Genomic DNA, 18,932 nt, shown 5'->3' on the forward strand with positions numbered 1-18,932 from the left:
GTCTCACCGCCCTCTCCCAGATCATCCTCGCCGCCTTGTTCGCCCCCCCCGCGCCCGGCCCCCTACCCCGGGTCCAGGGCGCGGGGTTGGCCCGCCCCCCCCCCGCGGGCCCCCGGGGTGCGGCGCGTTCCGGGGACCGTCAGAGCCGGGCGGTCTTCAGGGCCATGTGCAGCAGCAGGCGGTCCTCGCCGGCGTCCAGGTCGAGGCCGGTGAGCTGCTCGACCCGGGAGAGCCGGTAGTAGAGGGTCTGCCGGTGGATGCCGAGCGCCGCCGCCGCACGGCCCGCCTGGCCCGCGTGGTCGAGGAACACCTCGGCCGTGCGGGCCAGTTCGGTGTGCGCGGGGGCGAGCAGCGTCCGTACCGCCGGATCGGGCTCGGCCTGCGGGAGGGCGGTGAGCAGCCGGTAGGCGCCGAGCCCGGCCCAGTGGGCGAGCGGGCCGAGCCGGGGCTGGGCGTGCGCGGCGCGCGCCGAGGCGGTCGCCTCGCGCCAGCAGAGGTCGAGCTCTCCGAGGCCCCGCCGGGGCGCCGCGACCCCGGCGACGGCGGCCGGGCCCGCCGCTCCGCGCAGCCGCTCGGCGGCGGTGGTGGCGGGGGAGAGGTTGTCGGCCGACCGCAGCCGGACCAGCACGGCGAGCGCCCGCTGCGGGCCCGGCCCGGGGGCGTACCCGCCGTCGGACGCCGCGCCGGGGGTGGATCCGGGCCCGGACGCCGGGCCGCGGCCGGGGCTCCCGCCGCCGGGGGTCGTGTCCGGGTCGCCGCCGGCGCGGGCCGGGGCGGTGGCGTACGGGCCGGCCGGGCCGTGCCAGGGGAGGGCGCAGACGGCGGCGGCGCCGGGGACCGTACGGGGGGAGGGGGAGTCCTCGCCGGTCCAGGGGGCGACGCAGACCAGGGCGTGCAGGCCCTCCGCGTCCGGGCCGAGGGCGGTGCGGAGGGCGGCGACGGCCATGTCGTACTGCCAGCCGCGCTCCGCCGTGAGGGCGGCCCGCAGCTCGCGGGAGAGGTCGGCGCCGGCCCGTTCCTCGTCGGCGAGCAGCTCGCCGATTCGGGCGGCGACGTCCATCGCGGCCGTCAGCTGTTCGTGCGAGGGGCCCGGCTCGGCGTCGAGCAGCCAGACGTACCCGAGGACCACACCCCGATGGCGTACGGGGAGGCAGATCCGGTCGCGGAAGACGCCGGCGTCCGGCGCGGCCGGGATGCGGACGGGGCCGGTGGCCCGGGTGATGCCGAAGCCCTCGAACCAGGCGCGGACCGCCGGGGTGGACTTCCGGGTCAGGATCGAGCGGGTGCGGACCGGGTCCATGGCGCTGTCGTCGTCGCTGTCGTGGGCCCCGAAGGCGATCAGCCCGAAATCGCGGTTCTCCAGGGTCGCGGGGGCGCCGAGCAGCGCCGAGATCTCGTCCACCAGCTCCTGGTAATCGCCCTTCACGGGGCCATTCTCGCACCCGCCGTCCGGTTGCTTCAGACAGATGTCTGAGGGCGTGCTCACGGATGCGTGACAGCTGTAGATGGCGCAGGATCGGAGCGATCCTTAGGTTTCACGGTGGTTACCCGTGCTGTTCCCGGTTCGTACCCCTGCGACCGGTAATGGCCCCGTTCTTCCTCGCCCCTTTGGAGGTGCCCCGTGCTGGGTCCCGTGATCCTCGCCGCGTCGCGCAGCGACAAGATGCGCCGTCTCGTGTCGGCCGCGCCCGGGACCAAGCAGGTCGTGGCGCGCTTCATCGCCGGCGAGATCGTGGACGACGTCGTCCCGATCGTCCGTGACCTGACCGCCCGCGGCCTGGAGGTCACCCTCGACGTCGTCGGCGAGGACATCACCACCGTCGAGCAGTCCTACGCCGCCCGGGACGCCTACCTGGAGCTGATCGGCCGCCTCAAGGAGCTGGGCCTCGGCGAGCGCGCCGAGATGTCCGTCAAGCTGTCGATGTTCGGCCAGTCCCTGGAGGACGGGCACGAGCTGGCGCTCGCCAACGTGCGCCCGGTCGTCGCGGCCGCCGCCGAGATCGGCACCACGGTCACCCTGGACGCCGAGGACCACACCACCCTCGACTCGATGTTCGCCATCCACGAGGAGCTGCGGAAGGACTTCCCGCAGACCGGCTGCGTCATCCAGGCCTACCTCTTCCGCACCGAGGAGGACGCCCGCCGCCTCGCCGCGAACGGCTCCCGGGTGCGGATCGTGAAGGGCGCCTACAAGGAGCCCGCCGAGGTCGCCATCCAGGACAAGCCCGAGATCGACAAGGCGTACGTCCGGATCATGAAGATCCTGATGGACGGCGAGGGCTACCCGATGATCGGCTCGCACGACCCGCGGCTGATCTCCATCGGCCAGGAGCTGGCCCGCCGCGCCGGCCGCAAGCTGGACGAGTACGAGTTCCAGATGCTGTACGGCATCCGCTCCGAGGAGCAGAACCGGCTCGCCGCCGAGGGCCACCGCATGCGCGTCTACACCGCGTACGGCACCGACTGGTACGGCTACTTCATGCGCCGCCTCGCGGAGAAGCCGGCCAACCTGCTCTTCTTCGTCCGCTCCATCCTGACCAAGGGCTGAGCCCACCTACCCCTCTTTGAAGGAGTCAAGAGCCTCATGGACGCTGTGACCCAGGTCCCCGCTCCCGTCAACGAGCCGGTGCACGGCTACGCCCCCGGTTCGCCCGAGCGCGCCCGGCTGGAGGCCAAGCTCAAGGAGCTGGCCGACAACCCGCGCGAGCTGCCGATGACCATCGGCGGCGAGAAGCGCATGGGCGGCGGCGACGAGTTCAAGGTCGTCCAGCCGCACAACCACAAGGCCGTCATCGGCACCTTCCGCGGCGCCACCCAGCAGGACGCCCAGGACGCCATCGACGCCGCCCTGGCCGCCGCGCCGGCCTGGCGCGCCATGTCCTTCGACGACCGCGCCGCGATCATCCTGCGCGCCGCCGAGCTGCTCGCCGGCCCGTGGCGCGAGACGCTGGCCGCGTCCACCATGCTCGGCCAGTCGAAGACCGCCCAGCAGGCCGAGATCGACACCCCGTGCGAGCTCGTCGACTTCTGGCGCTTCAACGTGGCGTACGCCCGCCAGATCCTCGCCGAGCAGCCGCCGGCCAACTCCCCGGGCGTGTGGAACCGACTGGACCACCGCCCGCTGGAGGGCTTCGTCTACGCGATCACGCCGTTCAACTTCACGGCCATCGCGGGCAACCTGCCCACCGCCCCCGCCCTCATGGGCAACGTGGTGGTCTGGAAGCCGTCCCCGACGCAGACCCACTCCGCCGTGCTCCTCATGGAGCTCCTGGAGGAGGCCGGCCTGCCGAAGGGCGTCATCAACCTGGTGACCGGCGACGGCATCGCCGTCTCCGAGGTGGCCCTGAACCACCGCGACCTGGCCGGCATCCACTTCACCGGCTCGACCCGCACCTTCCAGCACCTGTGGAAGACGGTCGGCACCAACATCGAGAAGTACCGCTCGTACCCGCGGATCGTCGGCGAGACCGGCGGCAAGGACTTCGTCGTCGCCCACCCCAGCGCCGACCGTGCCGTCCTGAAGACCGCGCTGACCCGTGGCTCCTTCGAGTTCCAGGGCCAGAAGTGTTCCGCTTCCTCGCGGGCGTACATCCCGGCCTCCATCTGGAACGACGGCTTCAAGGAGGAGTTCGCGGCCGAGGTCGACGGCATCAAGATGGGTGACGTCACCGACCTGTCGAACTTCATCGGTGCCGTCATCGACGACCGCTCGTTCGCGAAGAACAAGGCGGCGATCGACCGTGCGTCCTCCGACCCGAGCTGCACGATCGTCGCCGGCGGCACCTACGACGACTCGGAGGGCTACTTCGTCCGTCCGACCGTCATCGAGTGCACCGACCCGGAGAACGAGGTCTTCAAGGCCGAGTACTTCGGTCCGATCCTCGCGGTGTACGTGTACGACGACAGCTCCGCCGAGAAGTACGACGAGATGCTGGAGCAGATGGAGTCGGTCTCCGACTACGCGCTGACCGGCGCCGTCATCTCCAACGACCGCGCCGCCGCCGCGCACACGATGGAGAAGCTCCGCTTCGCCGCGGGCAACTTCTACATCAACGACAAGTCGACCGGCGCCGTCGTCGGCCAGCAGCCCTTCGGCGGCGGCCGTGCCTCGGGTACGAACGACAAGGCCGGCGCCCCGCAGAACCTGATGCGCTGGACGCTGACCCGCGCCATCAAGGAGACGCTGGTCCCGCCGACCGAGTACGGCTACCCGCACATGGGCTGAGGCCCGCCCGCCGCGTGAGCGGCCCCTGATCACCGCCCCCCTCCCCGGTCCCCCCAGGCCGGGGTCGGGGGCGGTATTCATTCCCCCGCAGCGTTCATTCCCCCCACGGCGTTCATCCGCCCACGGTGCGGCGCAGGAAGTCGCCGATCAGCTCGGCGACGCGCGGTGCGTGGGTCTCCAGGGCGAAGTGGCCGGTGGGGAGGAGGTGGATCTCGGCGTCCGGGAGGTCGCGGCGGAACGCCTCGGCGCCGGCCGGGACGAAGACCTCGTCGCCCTCGCCCCAGACGGCGAGGAGCGGGACCCGGGAGGTGCGGAACCACTCCTGGAAGGCGGGGTAGAGGGCGAAGTTGGAGCCGTAGTCGGCGATCAGGCCGAGCTGGATCGCGTCCTGGCCCTCGCGGGCCATCAGGGCGGCGTCGTGGTGCCAGGCATCGGGGCTGAGGAGGTCGCGGTACGCGGCGGGGACGCCGGTCTCGTACTGCCACCGGATGCCGTCGAGGGAGCGGATGGCGCGGACCGGGGCCTCGGTCTCGGGGGTGCGTTCCTCGATGAGGGCGAGGACGGGGGCCCATGCCTCGGCGCCGAGGCCCTCCTCGTAGGCGTTGCCGTTCTGGGTGACGACCGCGGTGATCCGTTCGGGGTGGGCGAGGGCGAGGCGCAGGCCGATGGGGGCGCCGTAGTCCTGGATGTAGAGCGCGAAGCGGTCGAGGCCGAGTGCCTCGGTGAACTCCGCGGTGAGGGCGGCCAGTTCGGCGAACGTGTAGGGGAAGGCGTCGGCGGCCGGCGCGGCGCTGCGGCCGAAGCCCAGGTGGTCGGGGGCGATCAGCCGGTAGCGGTCGGCGAGGAGCGGGATCAGGTCGCGGAACATGTGCGAGCTGGTCGGGAAGCCGTGCAGCAGGAGGAGGACGGGGGCGTCGGCCGGTCCCGCCTCGCGGTAGAAGATCTCGTGGCCGCGGACGGTGACGGTGCGGTGGTGGGTGGGCAGCACGGACATGGTCTCTAACCCCTCAACGGTTCGTCATCGGTTACGAGGGGGATTCGATCAGGCCATGTCTAACCTGTCAAGATTCCATGAATAGTTAGGCTTGAGTGGGAGGGTGGGGGGATGACCGTCAGGACCGCACCCACCCATCAAGTCGGCGCCGAACGGCTGGCGGCCGTCCGCGCCCTCCTCGACGCCGCCTTCGACGGCGACTTCTCCGCCGAGGACTGGGACCACACACTCGGCGGCGTGCACGCCTGGATCGAGGACGCGGCGGGGCTCGTCGCCCACGGAGCCGTCGTCCAGCGCCGGGTGCTGCACCGCGGCAGCTCGTACCGGATCGGCTACGTGGAGGGCGTCGCCGTCCGGGCCGACGCGCGGCGCCGGGGTCACGGCGGGGCCGTCATGGACGCCCTGGAGCGGGTCGTCGACGGCACCCACCGCTTCGGCGCGCTCTCCGCCTCCGACGAGGGCGCGGCGCTCTACCGGGCGCGCGGCTGGCGGCTCTGGGGCGGACGGATCGAGGCGCTCGGGCCGGACGGCACCGTCCCCCTGCCCGAGGAGGAGGGCGGCGTCTTCGTCCGCCCGGCCGGCGGGCTCGCACTGCCCGATCCGGGCGCCCCGCTGGTCTTCGACTGGCGCGACGGCGACCTCGTCTGAGCCGCCGCCCCCGCCCGCGAGGCCGGACAGCCGTGGCGAGAGCCTGACCGAGCGGAGCGGGTCGTCTCAGATAGTAGGAAGTCCGAGTAACTGTGGAGACAGATCAGGGGAGCTGCCCTAGCTTTGTAGGAGCCGAACGTCTCGCTTCATCAGCGAACGGCGGACGAGAGCGCCACGCCCCTGTGCAGGCAACCCCTGCGGCGGCGCTCCCCGCCCCTTCCGGCGCCTTCGATCACCACTGATCTCCGCACGTCCGGATCACCACTGATCTCAAGGAGTCGATCCCTCATGGCCGCTCAGACCGCCCCCCGCGTCCGCCACTCCGCCACCCGCCCCAGCGACGAGGCCCGGCAGAACGCCGCCGCCGCCCTCCAGCGCGCCCTCGACCGCCGCGACAACGGCGGCTCCACCGGTCACTGACCGGACCCCGACGACTGTCCGTTCGTCCACATGGTGGACGATGCGTGTCAGACGATGGGACGAAGAGTAGGGTGCCGCCATGTCTCACAGCATCAATCTCGCAGTCATTCCCGGCGACGGCATCGGCCAGGAGGTCGTGGCCCAGGGCCTCAAGGTCCTCGCGGCCGTGCTTCCGCAGGACGTGAAGCTGGAGACCGAGGAGTACGACTTCGGCGCCCGGCGCTACCACGCCACCGGTGAGACCCTCACCGACGCCGACCTCGCCTCCCTCAAGAAGCACGACGCCATCCTGCTCGGCGCGATCGGCGACCCGTCGGTCCCGTCCGGCGTCCTGGAGCGCGGCTTCCTCCTGAAGCTGCGCTTCGCCTTCGACCACCACGTCAACCTGCGCCCCTCGAAGCTGCTCCCCGGCGTCGCGACCCCGCTCGCCGGCCAGCCCGCGATCGACTTCGTCGTGGTCCGCGAGGGCACCGAGGGCCCGTACACGGGCAACGGCGGCACCATCCGCAAGGGCACCCCGCACGAGGTCGCCACCGAGGTCTCCGTCAACACCGCCTTCGGTGTCGAGCGCGTGGTCCGGGACGCCTTCGCCCGCGCCCAGGCACGCCCGCGCAAGAAGCTGACGCTGGTCCACAAGAACAACGTGCTGACCTTCGCCGGCCACCTCTGGACCGACACCTTCCACAAGGTCGCCCAGGAGTTCCCCGAGGTCACCACCGACTACCTGCACGTCGACGCCGCGACGATCTTCCTCGTCACCGACCCGGCCCGCTTCGACGTGATCGTCACCGACAACCTCTTCGGCGACATCATCACCGACCTCGCCGCGGCCGTCTCCGGCGGCATCGGCGTCGCCGCCTCGGGCAACATCAACCCGAGCCGCGACTTCCCGTCCATGTTCGAGCCGGTCCACGGCTCCGCGCCGGACATCGCGGGCCAGGGCAAGGCCGACCCCACGGCCACCGTCCTCTCCGTCGCCCTCCTGCTGCGCCACCTCGGCTACGAGGCCGAGGCCGCCCGGGTCGAGGCGGCCGTCGAGGCCGACCTCACCGAGCGGGGAACCGCCGGGAAGGCGGCCCGCACGACGGACGAGATCGGCGACGCGCTCGCCGCGCGAGTAGCGAGCTGACCCGCGCGCCCCACTGACATCACGGAGCAGCCGCCGGGTCGTACCGACACCCGGCGGCTGCTTCGTCGTACGCGGCCACCGGGGTGCCGGACCCCCTACCCTCCCCCTCACAGGACCGCGCTCACCCGCGCCGCGTACACCCGTTTCGTCCACCGGTTCCGCCGGGCGATAATCGAACGTGGGGCCGCGGCATGCGGGCACGCCGTGGGCGCGGTCCGACCCACACAACCGGTGAAGGACACGCACTCATGACGAAGCCCACCATCGAGCTCAAGCCCTCCTCCAGCCCGCTGTCCACGGCGGAGCGCGAGGCGATCCTGGCCAACCCGGGATTCGGCCGCCACTTCACCGACCACATGGTCACCGTCCGCTGGACGGAGGGCCGCGGCTGGCACGACGGCGAGCTCGTGCCGTACGGCCCGCTCTCCCTCGACCCGGCGACCAACGTCCTCCACTACGCCCAGGAGATCTTCGAGGGCCTGAAGGCGTACCGCCGCCCCGACGGCTCCGTCGCCTCCTTCCGCCCGGACGCCAACGCCCGCCGCTTCCAGCGCTCCGCGCACCGCCTCGGCATGCCCGAGCTGCCGGTCGAGACCTTCATCGAGGCGTGCGACGCGCTGGTCCGCCAGGACGAGGCGTGGGTCCCGGAGCACGGCGGCGAGGCCTCCCTCTACCTGCGCCCGTTCATGATCGCGACCGAGGTCGGCCTGGGCGTCCGCCCGGCCAACGAGTACCTCTTCGTCGTCATCGCCTCCCCGGCCGGCCCGTACTTCCCCGGCGGCGTCAAGCCGGTCTCCATCTGGGCCTCCGAGGACCGCGTCCGCGCCGTCCCCGGCGGCATGGGCGACGCCAAGACCGGCGGCAACTACGCGGCCTCCCTGCTCGCGCAGGCCGAGGCGGCGGCCAAGGGCTGCGACCAGGTCTGCTACCTCGACGCGGTCGAGCACAAGTGGGTCGAGGAGCTCGGCGGCATGAACCTGTACTTCGTGTACGGGGCTGCGTCCGATGGAAAGCCGAAGATCGTCACCCCGACCCTCACCGGCTCGATCCTGGAGGGCATCACCCGCGACTCCCTCCTCAAGCTCGCCGCCGACCTCGGCCACGAGGTGGAGGAGGCCCGCGTCTCCATCGACCAGTGGCAGGCCGACACCGCGGACGGCACTCTCACCGAGGTCTTCGCCTGCGGCACCGCCGCCGTCATCACCCCGGTCGGCACGGTCAAGTCCGCCCGGGGCGAGTGGCAGCAGTCGGGCGGCGAGCCCGGCGAGGTCACGATGAAGCTGCGCGAGGCGCTGCTCGCCATCCAGACCGGCAAGGCCGAGGACGTCCACGGCTGGATGCACGAGCTCGGCAAGTAGTCACTCCCTCGCCGCCAGGGCTTCCGGGGCCGTCGTCACGGTCCCGGGAGCCCCGCGCGGCGTCAGGACGGCGTACAGCGCGCCGCCCACGACTCCCGAGAGCACGAAGCTGCAGTCGATCCCGCCGGTCAGGGCCAGCAGCGGACCCTCGTACAGCGGGGTCGACACCGCCGCCAGGCCCACCGCCGCGCCGAGCGCCCAGGAGAGCGTGGCGCGCGGGTGCCAGCCGGCCGAGAACCAGTAGATCCCGCCGCGCGAGCGCCGGTTGTAGACCTGGAGCGCCTCGGGGTCGTACTCCCCGCGGCAGCGGACGTGCCCGATCAGCGTGATGACCGCCCACGGCGTGCCGATCGCCGTCAGGAGCAGCACGAACGAGGTCATCGCCGACTGGGCGTCCGAGGCGAAGTGCCCGAGGAAGACGAAGCCGGTGGCGACCGCCGCCACCACGAGGGTGGCCCGTGCCCGGGTCGCCCGGGGCAGGATCGCGTCCAGGTCCAGGCCCATCGAGTAGAGCATCAGACCGGCGTTGCCGACCGAGCCGGCGGTGGCGGCGACCAGCAGCGGGACCAGGTACCAGGCGGGTGAGGCGGCGACCAGCGGTCCCGCGTAGTCGAGGCCCGCGCGGGCGGCGAGCGCCGTGAAGGTGCCGAAGAGCTGCGGGACGAGCAGGCCGACGAGCAGCCCCAGACAGGTGGCCCGCCAGACGCTCCGCGCGCTGTGCCGGGCGGGGGACACGTACCGGGTGTAGTCGCCGAGCAGGGTGATGAAGGCGACCGGGCCGCTGAGCCCGGCGGCGACCGCCGAGAGCAGCCAGGTCGGCCAGAAGGAGCCGAGCAGGTACGGGGTGTCCGGCACCGGCGCCGCGGTGAAGTCCCCCGCGTACGCCACCACCCCGATCGCCAGCAGGACGGTCATGCCGACGGCGAGCGCCTTGCTGAGCCGGAGCATGAGCCGGTAGCCGTACACGGCGCCCACCACCGTGCAGGCCGCGAGCAGCGCGTAGACGACGGCGTGCGCCCCGTCGCCGGTGGAGAGGCCGGTAAGGCGGGCCAGGGTGCCCACCATGACGTCGCCGCCGATCCACAGGGTCAGGGCGGTGTAGCCCAGCGAGAGCAGCAGCCCCACCACCGAGCCGACGAGCCGGCCGCGGACGCCGAAGAAGGCGCCCGAGGAGGTGGAGAGGTTGGTGGCGGTACGCAGGGACACCAGCGCCAGCGGGGCGGTGACGGCGACGCCGACGACCGTGCCCGCGACCACGGAGGTCACCGAGCCCCACAGGCCGAGGCCGAAGGAGACCGGCAGCCAGCCGAAGACGATCACCCCCAGGCAGAGGTTGGAGCCGAGCAGGATCGCGACCAGGTCGCGGGGACCGCTGGTGCGTTCGGCCTCGGGGACGGTGTCGACTCCGCGCTGTTCGATCGCCATGGGACCTCCGGGGGAGCGAGAGAGGGACGGTTTTGAGTGGCGCTCAATGTGACCTGTCCCAGGACCGGCCGTCAATGCTTGGAAGCAAGCGTCTCAGCATTTAGAGTGTCGCTCAAACAGGAGGTGCATGACGTGCGACTGACCCCCACGGAGCGCGACCGGCTGCTGCTCTTCGGCGCCGCCGAACTCGCCCGGGCCCGCCGGGCCCGCGGGCTGCGGCTCAACGTCCCCGAGGCGACCGCCCTCGTCGCGGACACCGTCTGCGAGGCGGCCCGCGACGGCCGGAGGCTCGCCGAGGCCATCGAGGCGGCCCGCTCCGTCCTCGGCCCCGAGGACGTGCTGCCCGGCGTCGCCGACGTGGTGACCGAGGTGCACGTCGAGGCCGTCTTCGACGACGGCTCCCGGCTCGCCGTCGTCACCGACCCGATCGGCGGAGGCACCCTCGGCGCCGGCGCCCCCGGCGCGCTGCTGCCCGGCCCCGGCCACCCCGAGCAGGAGCCCGCCCTCACCCTCGCCGTACGGAACACGGCGACGGTCCCGGTCAGCGTCACCTCCCACTTCCACTTCTTCGAGGCCAACCCGCGCCTCGACTTCGACCGCGCCGCCGCCTACGGCATGCGGCTCGCCATCCCCGCCGGCGCCTCCTTCCGCTTCGACCCGGGCGGCTCCGCCGAGGTCGGGCTGCTGCCCATCGGCGGCGCCCGGGTGGCGATCGGCTTCGCCGGCCTCGTCGACGGGCCGCTGGACGCCCCCGGCGCGAAGGAGGAGGCGCTGCGCCGCGCGGCCGCCTGCGGCTACCTGGGCGTCACGGCCCCGAAGGAGGGCGACTGATGGATCCGTACGAGTACGCCTCCGTGCACGGCCCCCGGGCCGGCGACCGCGTCGTCCTCGGCGACTCCGGGCTCGTCGTCCGGGTCGAGGCCGACTCCCAGAAGCCCGGCGACGAGTTCCTGGCCGGCTTCGGCAAGACCGCCCGCGACGGCCTGCACCTGAAGGCCGCCGCCGTCCGCGAGACCTGCGACGTCGTCATCAGCAACGTCCTGCTGATCGACGCCGTCCAGGGCATCCGCAAGGTCTCCATCGGCATCCGCGAGGGCCGGATCCACGCCATCGGCCGGGCCGGCAACCCCGACACCCTCGACGGCGTCGACGTCGTCGTCGGCACCGGCACCTCGATCGTCTCCGGCGAGGGGCTCATCGCCACCGCCGGCGCCGTGGACACCCACGTCCACCTGCTCTCGCCGCGGATCATGGAGGCGTCGCTGGCCAGCGGCGTCACCACGATCATCGGCCAGGAGTTCGGCCCCGTCTGGGGCGTCGGCGTCAACTCGCCCTGGGCCCTGCGCCACGCCTTCGACGCCTTCGACGCCTGGCCGGTCAACATCGGCTTCCTGGCCCGCGGTTCCTCCTCGGACCCGGCGCCGCTGATCGAGGCGCTCGCCGAGGGCGGCGCGTCCGGCTTCAAGGTGCACGAGGACATGGGCGCCCACACCCGCGCCCTGGACACGGCCCTGCGGGTCGCCGACGAGCACGACGTGCAGGTGGCCCTGCACAGCGACGGCCTGAACGAGTGCCTGTCCGTGGAGGACACCCTCGCCGTCCTGGAGGGCCGGACCATCCACGCCTTCCACATCGAGGGCTGCGGCGGCGGACACGTCCCCAACGTCCTCAAGATGGCGGGCGTGCCGAACGTCATCGGCTCCTCCACCAACCCCACCCTGCCCTTCGGCCGCGACGCGGTGGCCGAGCACTACGGGATGATCGTCTCCGTCCACGACCTGAAGACCGACCTCCCCGGCGACGCCGCCATGGCGCGCGACCGGATCCGGGCCGGGACGATGGGCGCGGAGGACGTCCTGCACGACCTCGGCGCGATCGGGATCACCTCCTCCGACGCGCAGGGGATGGGAAGGGCCGGCGAGACCGTACGCCGGACCTTCGCCATGGCCGGCAAGATGAAGGCCGAGCTGGGACCCCTGGAGGGCGACGGCGCGCACGACGACAACGCGCGCGTCCTGCGCTACCTGGCCAAGCTCACCATCAACCCGGCGATCGCCCACGGCCTCGCCCACGAGATCGGCTCGGTCGAGGTCGGCAAGCTGGCCGACATCGTGCTGTGGCGGCCCGAGTTCTTCGGCGCCAAGCCGCAGATGGTGCTGAAGGCCGGCTTCCCCGCCTGGGGCGTCACGGGCGATCCCAACGCCGCCACCGACACCTGCGAACCGCTCGTCCTCGGCCCGCTGTTCGGCGCCCACGGCGCCACCGCCGCGGACCTCTCCGTCGCCTTCGTCGCGCGGGCCGCCGTCGACCTCGGCGGGGACCGGATGCCGACCCGGCGCCGCCGCGTCCCGGTGCGCGGCACCCGGGGGATCGGCCCCGCCGACCTGCTCCTCAACTCCCGCACCGGCTCCGTCCAGGTGGACGACCGCACCGGCCTCGTCTCGCTCGACGGCTCCCCGATCCGCTCCGAGCCGGCCGACTCCGTCTCCCTGAACCGCCTCTACTTCCTCTAGGACCCGCCTCCATGACTTCGTACCGCATGCCCGCCGAGTGGACCCCGCACGAGCGGACCTGGATGGCCTGGCCGAGCCCCAACCCCACCTTCACGAGCGACGAGGAGCTGGCCGAGGCCCGCGAGGCGTGGGCCTCCGTCGCCCGTGCCGTCCACCGCTTCGAGCCGGTGACGATGGTCGTCGCCCCCGGCGACGCGGAGGGCGCCCGGGCGCTCCTCGGCGACGGCGTCGAGCTGGTCGAGCGGGAGCTCGACGACGCCTGGATGCGCGACATCGGCCCCACCTTCGTCACCGACGGCAGCTCCCTCGCCGCCGTGGACTGGGTGTTCAACGGCTGGGGCGCCCAGGACTGGGCCCGCTGGGAGCACGACTCCAAGATCGCCCGCCATGTCGCGGACGCCGCCGGGGTCCCCGTGCTGTCCTCGCCGCTCGTGAACGAGGGCGGCGGCCTCCACGTCGACGGCGAGGGCACCGTCCTCCTCACCGACACCGTCCAGCTCGGCGCCGGCCGCAACCCCGAGTGGACCCGCGAGGAGGTCGAGCGGGAGATCCACGCCAAGCTCGGCACCACCAAGGCGATCTGGCTGCCGCACGGCCTCGCCGGCGACTACGGCACGTACGGCACCCAGGGCCACGTCGACATCGTCGCCGCCTTCGCCCGCCCCGGCACCGTCCTCGTCCACAGCCAGCAGGACCCGAACCACCCGGACTACGCCCGCTCCCGGCTGTACGTGGACATCCTGCGCGCCCAGACCGACGCCCAGGGCCGCCCCCTGGAGGTCATCGAGGTCCCCGCCCCCACCGTCCTCAAGGACGAGGAGGGCGACTGGGTCGACTACTCCTACATCAACCACTACCTGTGCAACGGCGCCGTGATCCTCTGCGCCTTCGACGACCCGCACGACGAACTGGCCGCCGAGATCTTCCGCCGCCTCTTCCCGGAGCGCGAGGTCGTCCTGGTCGACGCCCGCACGATCTTCGCGGCGGGCGGCGGCATCCACTGCATCACCCAGCAGCAGCCCTCGGTGTAGAACGTACGAGTGAGTCAGAGCAGCAGCCCGCCCCCCGCCCCCCGCCGCCGCAACCAGGCCGCCCCGCCCCGCGAGGAGGTCTTCTCGGCGGCGATGGACACCGTCGCCGCGCGCGGGCTGGACGGGCTCACCATGGCCGGGCTCGGGCGGCAGGTCGGGATGAGCAGCGGGCACCTCCTCTACTACTTCCGCACCAAGGACGAGCTGCTGCTCCAGACCCTGGAGTGGAGCGAGGGGCGGCTCGGGACCGAGCGGGGCGCGCTGCTCTCCGGGCCGGGGACCTCCCGCGAACGGCTCGACGGATACGTCGACGTGTACGTGCCCGACGGGCCGCGCGACCCGCACTGGACGCTCTGGCTGGAGGTCTGGAACCGCTCGCAGAACGCCGACGACGACGCCCGCGCCCGGCAGGCCGCCATCGAGGGCGCCTGGCACCGGGACCTCGTCGCGATCCTCGCCGAGGGCGTCTCGCGCGGCGAGTTCCGGCCCGTGGACCCGGACCGCTTCGCCACCCGGATGCGCGCCCTCCTGGACGGCTACAGCGTGCACGTGGCGGTCGGCCTGCCCGGCACCGGCCGGGACGAGGTCCTCGCGCAGGTCCGGGAGTTCGTCGACGAGACCCTCACGCCCCCCGCCCCGGACACGGATTCCGCATCGTGAGATCCGGGTCCGGGGACGCACGGGCCTGTGGCAGACTGCGGACGTGCTCGCTACCACGATGATTATCGGCAGCAGCGCGCCGGTCCGCAGTGACCGCTGAACCGCGGCAACACCCCCGCGGCAGTGGACATCGTGCCCCAGACCCGCGCGCAGACCTCTCGCACCCGCGAGAGGTTTTTTCGTTTTCCGGCCCCACCCCTGCCGGAAGCGGAGGGCGCGTGAGAATGGGGGCAAGTGGATCCATACCTTCCGGAGCCACATCCGACAGGAGCCATCACAGCCATGACCACGGAGAACGCCGAGGGCTCGCGCCCCGACGACAGCTTCCACGTCTTCGACACCACCCTGCGCGACGGGGCGCAGCGTGAGGGCATCAACCTCACCGTCGCGGACAAGCTGACCATCGCCCGGCACCTCGACGAGTTCGGCGTCGGCTTCATCGAGGGCGGCTGGCCCGGTGCCAACCCGCGGGACACCGAGTTCTTCGCCCGCGCCCGCCAGGAGATCGACTTCCGGCACGCGCAGCTCGTCGCCTTCGGCGCCACCCGCAGGGCCGGCGGCACCGCCGCCGACGACCCGCAGGTCAAGGCGCTGCTCGACTCCGGCGCCCCGGTGATCACCCTGGTCGCCAAGTCCCACGACCGGCACGTCGAGCTGGCCCTGCGCACCACCCTCGACGAGAACCTGGAGATGGTCCGCGACACCGTCTCCCACCTGGTCGCCCAGGGCCGACGCGTCTTCGTCGACTGCGAGCACTTCTTCGACGGCTACAAGGCCAGCCCCGACTACGCCAAGGCCGTCGTCCGCGCCGCGCACGAGGCCGGCGCCGACGTCGTCATCCTCTGCGACACCAACGGCGGCATGCTCCCCGCCCAGGTCCAGGCCGTCGTCGCCACCGTCCTCGCCGACACCGGCGCCCGGCTCGGCATCCACGCCCAGGACGACACCGGCTGCGCCGTCGCCAACACCCTCGCCGCCGTCGACGCCGGCGCCACCCACGTCCAGTGCACCGCCAACGGCTACGGCGAGCGGGTCGGCAACGCCAACCTCTTCCCGGTCGTCGCCGCCCTGGAGCTCAAGTACGGCAAGAAGGTGCTGCCCGACGGCGCCCTCGCCGAGATGACCCGGATCTCGCACGCCATCGCCGAGGTCGTCAACCTCACCCCCTCCACCCACCAGCCGTACGTCGGCGTCTCCGCCTTCGCCCACAAGGCCGGCCTGCACGCCTCCGCCATCAAGGTGGACCCCGACCTCTACCAGCACATCGACCCCGAGCTGGTCGGCAACACCATGCGGATGCTCGTCTCCGACATGGCCGGGCGGGCCTCCATCGAGCTCAAGGGCAAGGAGCTCGGCGTCGACCTCGGCGGCGACCGCGCCCTGGTCGCCCGGGTGGTCGAGCGGGTCAAGGAGCGCGAGCTCCAGGGCTACACGTACGAGGCCGCCGACGCCTCCTTCGAGCTGCTGCTGCGCGCCGAGGCCGAGGGGAGGGCCCGCCGCTACTTCCGCACCGAGTCCTGGCGGGCGATCACCGAGAACCGGCCCGACGGCACCCACGCCAACGAGGCCACGGTCAAGCTGTGGGCCAAGGGCGAGCGGATGCTCGCCACCGCCGAGGGCAACGGCCCGGTCAACGCCCTCGACCGCGCCCTGCGGGTCGCCCTGGAGCGGATCTACCCGCAGCTCGCCAAGTTCGAGCTGGTCGACTACAAGGTCCGCATCCTCGAAGGCCGGCACGGCACCGAGTCCACCACCCGCGTCCTCGTCACCACCAGCGACGGCAACGCCGAGTGGGCCACGGTCGGCGTCGGCGAGAACGTGATCGCCGCCTCCTGGCAGGCCCTGGAGGACGCCTTCACCTACGGTCTGCTGCGGGCCGGGGTCGACCCCGCCGAGTGAGACCGACCCCCGCCCGGTATGTCTAGTTCGATCCCGTTCGGGTAATTTCGAACCATGAGGACCAGGGCGATTTCGGTGTGGTCGGCCCTCGCCGGGCTGATGCTCCTGCTGCTCCTGGCCCTGGCTCCCGCGTCGGCGGGCGCCAGGGCCACCGGCGTCCCGGACGCGGGCGCGGCCCTGAGACAGGGTCCGGTCTACGTCGACCCGGGCGCCGCCGGCGAGCTGTCCACGGCCGACGCGGCCGCCCTCGCGCAGAAGATCGAGGACGCGGACAAGCCCCTCTTCGTGGCGGTGCTGCCGGAGGGCGCGGAGTACCCGCCGAACGGGCTCATCGAGAACCTGCGCGAGCAGACGGGCATCGCGGGCGTGTACGCCGTGCGGCTCGGCGACGACTTCGCCGCCAAGGCCGACGCCCGGGTGCTGTCGGCCGCCGCCGTGGACAACATGGTCGCCGTCGCCGACCGGCCGGGCGCCGACGCCGCCACCGAACTGAACGCCTTCGCCGACCAGGCCCTGCCCGCGATGCGCGGCTCCGCGCCCGCCGCCTGGCCCGGCGGCGCCGCGGAGGACTCCGGCGTCCCGGTCGCCGGCCTCGTCACCCTGGGCGCGGTCGCCGCCGTCGGCGGCACCGCCGCCTTCGCCGTGGTCCGCGGCCGGCGGAAGCGGAAGGAGGCGGAGGAGCGGGCCGCCCTGGACAAGCTCCGGGTCGTCGTGGACGAGGACATCACCGCCTTCGGCGAGGAGCTGGAGCGGCTCGACTTCCACCCGGCCGAGCGCGGCGCCGACGAGGCGATGCGCGCCGACTACGAACGGGCCCTGGACTCCTACGACCGGGCGAAGTCCCTGATGGGCGGGGTGGAGCACCCGCACGAGGTCCGCGGCGTCACCCAGGCCCTGGAGGACGGGCGCTACGCCCTGGCGGTGCTCGACGCCCGCCGTGCCTCCCGTCCGCTGCCCGAGCGCCGGCCCCCGTGCTTCTTCGACCCGCGCCACGGCCCGTCCACCGAGGACCGCACCTGGACCCCGGCCGGCGGCACCTCCCGCGAGGTCCCGGTCTGCGCCGCCGACGCGGCCCGGCTGGACGACGGCGAGGACCCCCGCGCCCGTACGGTCGAGACCGACGCCGGTCGCCGCCCCTACTGGGAGGCGGGCCCGGCCTACGGCCCCTGGGCGGGCGGCTACTTCGGCGGCGGCCTGCTGCCCGGCCTGCTCGTGGGCACCCTCCTCGGCTCGGCCCTCTCGACCCCCGCGTACGCGGCGGAGTACGGCGGCGGCGACTTCGGCGACCAGGGCGGGGACATCTCCTCCGGGGACTTCGGCGGCAGCGACTTCGGGGGCGGCGACTCCGGCGGCGGTGGCTTCGGCGACTTCGGCGGAGGCGGCGACTTCGGCGGCGGAGGCTTCTGACCCGGGGCCCGGTCAGACCAGCGGCTTCACCGACATCAGCAGGTGCCGGTGGCGGCCGTCGTCGCCGTCGGTCAGCAGGGCGCGCTGGCCCGGGCCCAGCAGGTGGAGCCGTACCTCCTTGGCGGTGAACCGGTCCAGGGCGTCCAGCAGATAGGCCGGGTTGAAGGCGACCGTCATCGCCTCGGCGCCGTCCAGCGCGGCGGGCAGCCGCTGGGAGGCCACGTCGTCCTCGTACCCCGCCTGGAGCCGGAGCGTCGTCCCGTCGAAGGCGAGCTGGACCGGGCTGTCGCCCTCGGCGACGACCGCGACCCGCTTCACGGCCTCGACGAGCGCGGCCCGGCCGGTGACCGCGACGGCGTGGTCGCCGAGGGCGAACAGCTTGTCGTGCCGGGGGAGCCGGCCGTCGAGCAGCCGGGTGGTGGTGCGCAGCCCGGCCCGCTCGAAGCCGATCGAGTGCGCGTCCAGGCCGATCCTGGTCCGCCCGCCGGCCACGAGGGAGCGGGCGGTCTCGGCGAGGCGGCGGGCCGGGACGACGACGTCGGCGGGTTTGGCGGCGGCGCCCGGGGCGGGGTGCCACTCCAGGGTGCGGACCGCGTACCGGTAGCGGTCCGTGGCGGCCAGGGTCATCTCCGTGCCGTCCAGCGCGAGCCGTATCCCGGTGAGGACCGGCAGCGAGTCGTCCCGCCCGGCCGCCGCGGTCACCTGGGCCACCGCCTCCGCGAAGGCGTCCCCGTCGACCTCGCCGAGGACCGGCGGCAGCGCCGGGGCGGCCGGATGGGCTTCGAGCGGCAGCAGCGAGAGGCCGAAGCGGACGTCGCCGGAGGAGACCGAGAGCCGGGGGCCCTCCACGGCGAGGTCGGTGCGGCCGTGCGGCAGCACCTTGCAGATGTCGAGCAGGCGCCGGCCCAGCACCAGGACGCGCCCCGGGGTCACCGTCTCCGCCTCGGCCTCCACGCGCGCGGACGCCTCGTGGTCGAGCCCGAAGACGCTCAGCGGGCCGTCCTCGCGGGCCTCCAGGAGCAGTCCGCCGAGGACGGGCAGGGGGGAGCGGGCGGGCAGGACGCGGGCGGCCCGTGCGACGGCTTCGGTCAGCACGGCACTGTCGATGTGGATCTCCATGCGGCGACGCTAGCGACCGCCTCTGACAACGCCGAGGGGCCGCCGCGGCGACGCGGGGGCGCGGGCCCGCGGGGGGCGGGGGGGGCGCGGCCGGGGGGGCGCGC

16 protein-coding genes are annotated in these 18,932 nt (G+C 73.2%); 12 read left to right on the plus strand and 4 right to left on the minus strand.

All coding sequences use genetic code 11. The annotated features are described in order from the left end of the window. Nucleotides 1–139 precede the first annotated feature (139 nt). Nucleotides 140–1,426, minus strand: a complete 1,287-nt coding sequence (locus ACFW1I_RS04170) for a PucR family transcriptional regulator (RefSeq protein WP_384665851.1) — start codon at nucleotides 1,424–1,426, stop codon at nucleotides 140–142. Between the two features lie 195 nt (nucleotides 1,427–1,621). Between ACFW1I_RS04170 and ACFW1I_RS04175 the strand changes: the two genes are divergently transcribed. Both ACFW1I_RS04175 and pruA read left to right on the plus strand, forming a co-directional pair. Next, nucleotides 1,622–2,548: a proline dehydrogenase family protein gene (locus ACFW1I_RS04175; protein WP_384665853.1), complete on the plus strand. Its 927-nt coding sequence runs from the start codon at nucleotides 1,622–1,624 to the stop codon at nucleotides 2,546–2,548. A 36-nt stretch (nucleotides 2,549–2,584) separates the two neighbouring features. Then, nucleotides 2,585–4,225: an L-glutamate gamma-semialdehyde dehydrogenase gene (pruA, locus tag ACFW1I_RS04180; protein WP_384665855.1), complete on the plus strand. Its 1,641-nt coding sequence runs from the start codon at nucleotides 2,585–2,587 to the stop codon at nucleotides 4,223–4,225. A gap of 112 nt (nucleotides 4,226–4,337) precedes the next feature. On the opposite strand, the gene ACFW1I_RS04185 is transcribed toward pruA, so the two are convergent. Beyond that, nucleotides 4,338–5,219, minus strand: a complete 882-nt coding sequence (locus tag ACFW1I_RS04185) for an alpha/beta fold hydrolase (RefSeq protein ID WP_384665857.1) — start codon at nucleotides 5,217–5,219, stop codon at nucleotides 4,338–4,340. Nucleotides 5,220–5,330: 111 nt separating this feature from the next. Here ACFW1I_RS04185 and ACFW1I_RS04190 point away from each other — a divergent pair, with 111 nt between their 5' ends. From ACFW1I_RS04190 to ACFW1I_RS04205, 4 genes are all read left to right on the plus strand, one after another. Further along, the gene (locus ACFW1I_RS04190) at nucleotides 5,331–5,867 is read left to right on the plus strand and encodes a GNAT family N-acetyltransferase (protein WP_384665859.1); all 537 of its coding nucleotides are present in this window, start codon (nucleotides 5,331–5,333) and stop codon (nucleotides 5,865–5,867) included. 288 nt (nucleotides 5,868–6,155) lie between these two features. Continuing rightward, nucleotides 6,156–6,287 (plus strand): hypothetical protein, encoded by a 132-nt coding sequence (locus ACFW1I_RS04195; RefSeq protein WP_268254967.1) that lies wholly within the window; start codon nucleotides 6,156–6,158, stop codon nucleotides 6,285–6,287. 79 nt (nucleotides 6,288–6,366) lie between these two features. Then, nucleotides 6,367–7,416, plus strand: coding sequence for a 3-isopropylmalate dehydrogenase (locus ACFW1I_RS04200; protein ID WP_384665862.1), 1,050 nt, complete (start codon nucleotides 6,367–6,369; stop codon nucleotides 7,414–7,416). Nucleotides 7,417–7,664: 248 nt separating this feature from the next. Next, nucleotides 7,665–8,774: a branched-chain amino acid aminotransferase gene (locus tag ACFW1I_RS04205; RefSeq protein ID WP_384665864.1), complete on the plus strand. Its 1,110-nt coding sequence runs from the start codon at nucleotides 7,665–7,667 to the stop codon at nucleotides 8,772–8,774. On the opposite strand, the gene ACFW1I_RS04210 is transcribed toward ACFW1I_RS04205, so the two are convergent. After that, nucleotides 8,775–10,199, minus strand: a complete 1,425-nt coding sequence (locus ACFW1I_RS04210) for a cytosine permease (RefSeq protein WP_384665866.1) — start codon at nucleotides 10,197–10,199, stop codon at nucleotides 8,775–8,777. A gap of 132 nt (nucleotides 10,200–10,331) precedes the next feature. On the opposite strand from ACFW1I_RS04210, the gene ureA reads away from it, so the two are divergent. The 6 genes from ureA (at nucleotide 10,332) to ACFW1I_RS04240 (ending at nucleotide 17,709) form a co-directional block, all read left to right on the plus strand. Next, nucleotides 10,332–11,030: an urease subunit gamma gene (gene ureA, locus ACFW1I_RS04215; protein WP_384665868.1), complete on the plus strand. Its 699-nt coding sequence runs from the start codon at nucleotides 10,332–10,334 to the stop codon at nucleotides 11,028–11,030. Next, complete coding sequence (locus ACFW1I_RS04220) at nucleotides 11,030–12,712, plus strand: urease subunit alpha (protein WP_384665870.1); 1,683 nt, start codon at nucleotides 11,030–11,032, stop codon at nucleotides 12,710–12,712. Before ureA ends, ACFW1I_RS04220 begins: the two co-directional genes overlap by 1 nt. 11 nt (nucleotides 12,713–12,723) lie before the next feature. Continuing rightward, complete coding sequence (locus tag ACFW1I_RS04225; protein ID WP_384665872.1) at nucleotides 12,724–13,743, plus strand: agmatine/peptidylarginine deiminase; 1,020 nt, start codon at nucleotides 12,724–12,726, stop codon at nucleotides 13,741–13,743. 93 nt (nucleotides 13,744–13,836) lie between these two features. Continuing rightward, on the plus strand, nucleotides 13,837–14,403 hold the full coding sequence (locus ACFW1I_RS04230) for a TetR/AcrR family transcriptional regulator (protein WP_384665895.1): 567 nt from the start codon (nucleotides 13,837–13,839) through the stop codon (nucleotides 14,401–14,403). Nucleotides 14,404–14,685: 282 nt separating this feature from the next. Then, nucleotides 14,686–16,302, plus strand: a complete 1,617-nt coding sequence (gene cimA / locus ACFW1I_RS04235) for a citramalate synthase (RefSeq protein WP_384665874.1) — start codon at nucleotides 14,686–14,688, stop codon at nucleotides 16,300–16,302. A 54-nt stretch (nucleotides 16,303–16,356) separates the two neighbouring features. Continuing rightward, complete coding sequence (locus ACFW1I_RS04240) at nucleotides 16,357–17,709, plus strand: hypothetical protein (protein ID WP_384665876.1); 1,353 nt, start codon at nucleotides 16,357–16,359, stop codon at nucleotides 17,707–17,709. Nucleotides 17,710–17,721: 12 nt separating this feature from the next. Here ACFW1I_RS04240 and dnaN read toward each other — a convergent pair whose 3' ends face one another. Beyond that, a complete protein-coding gene (dnaN, locus tag ACFW1I_RS04245) occupies nucleotides 17,722–18,828 on the minus strand; it encodes a DNA polymerase III subunit beta (protein WP_384665878.1) in 1,107 nt (368 codons plus the stop codon). Nucleotides 18,829–18,932 lie beyond the last annotated feature (104 nt).

Origin of the sequence: Streptomyces sp. NPDC058955 (genome assembly GCF_042741435.1) — a bacterium.
Classification (GTDB): domain Bacteria; phylum Actinomycetota; class Actinomycetes; order Streptomycetales; family Streptomycetaceae; genus Streptomyces.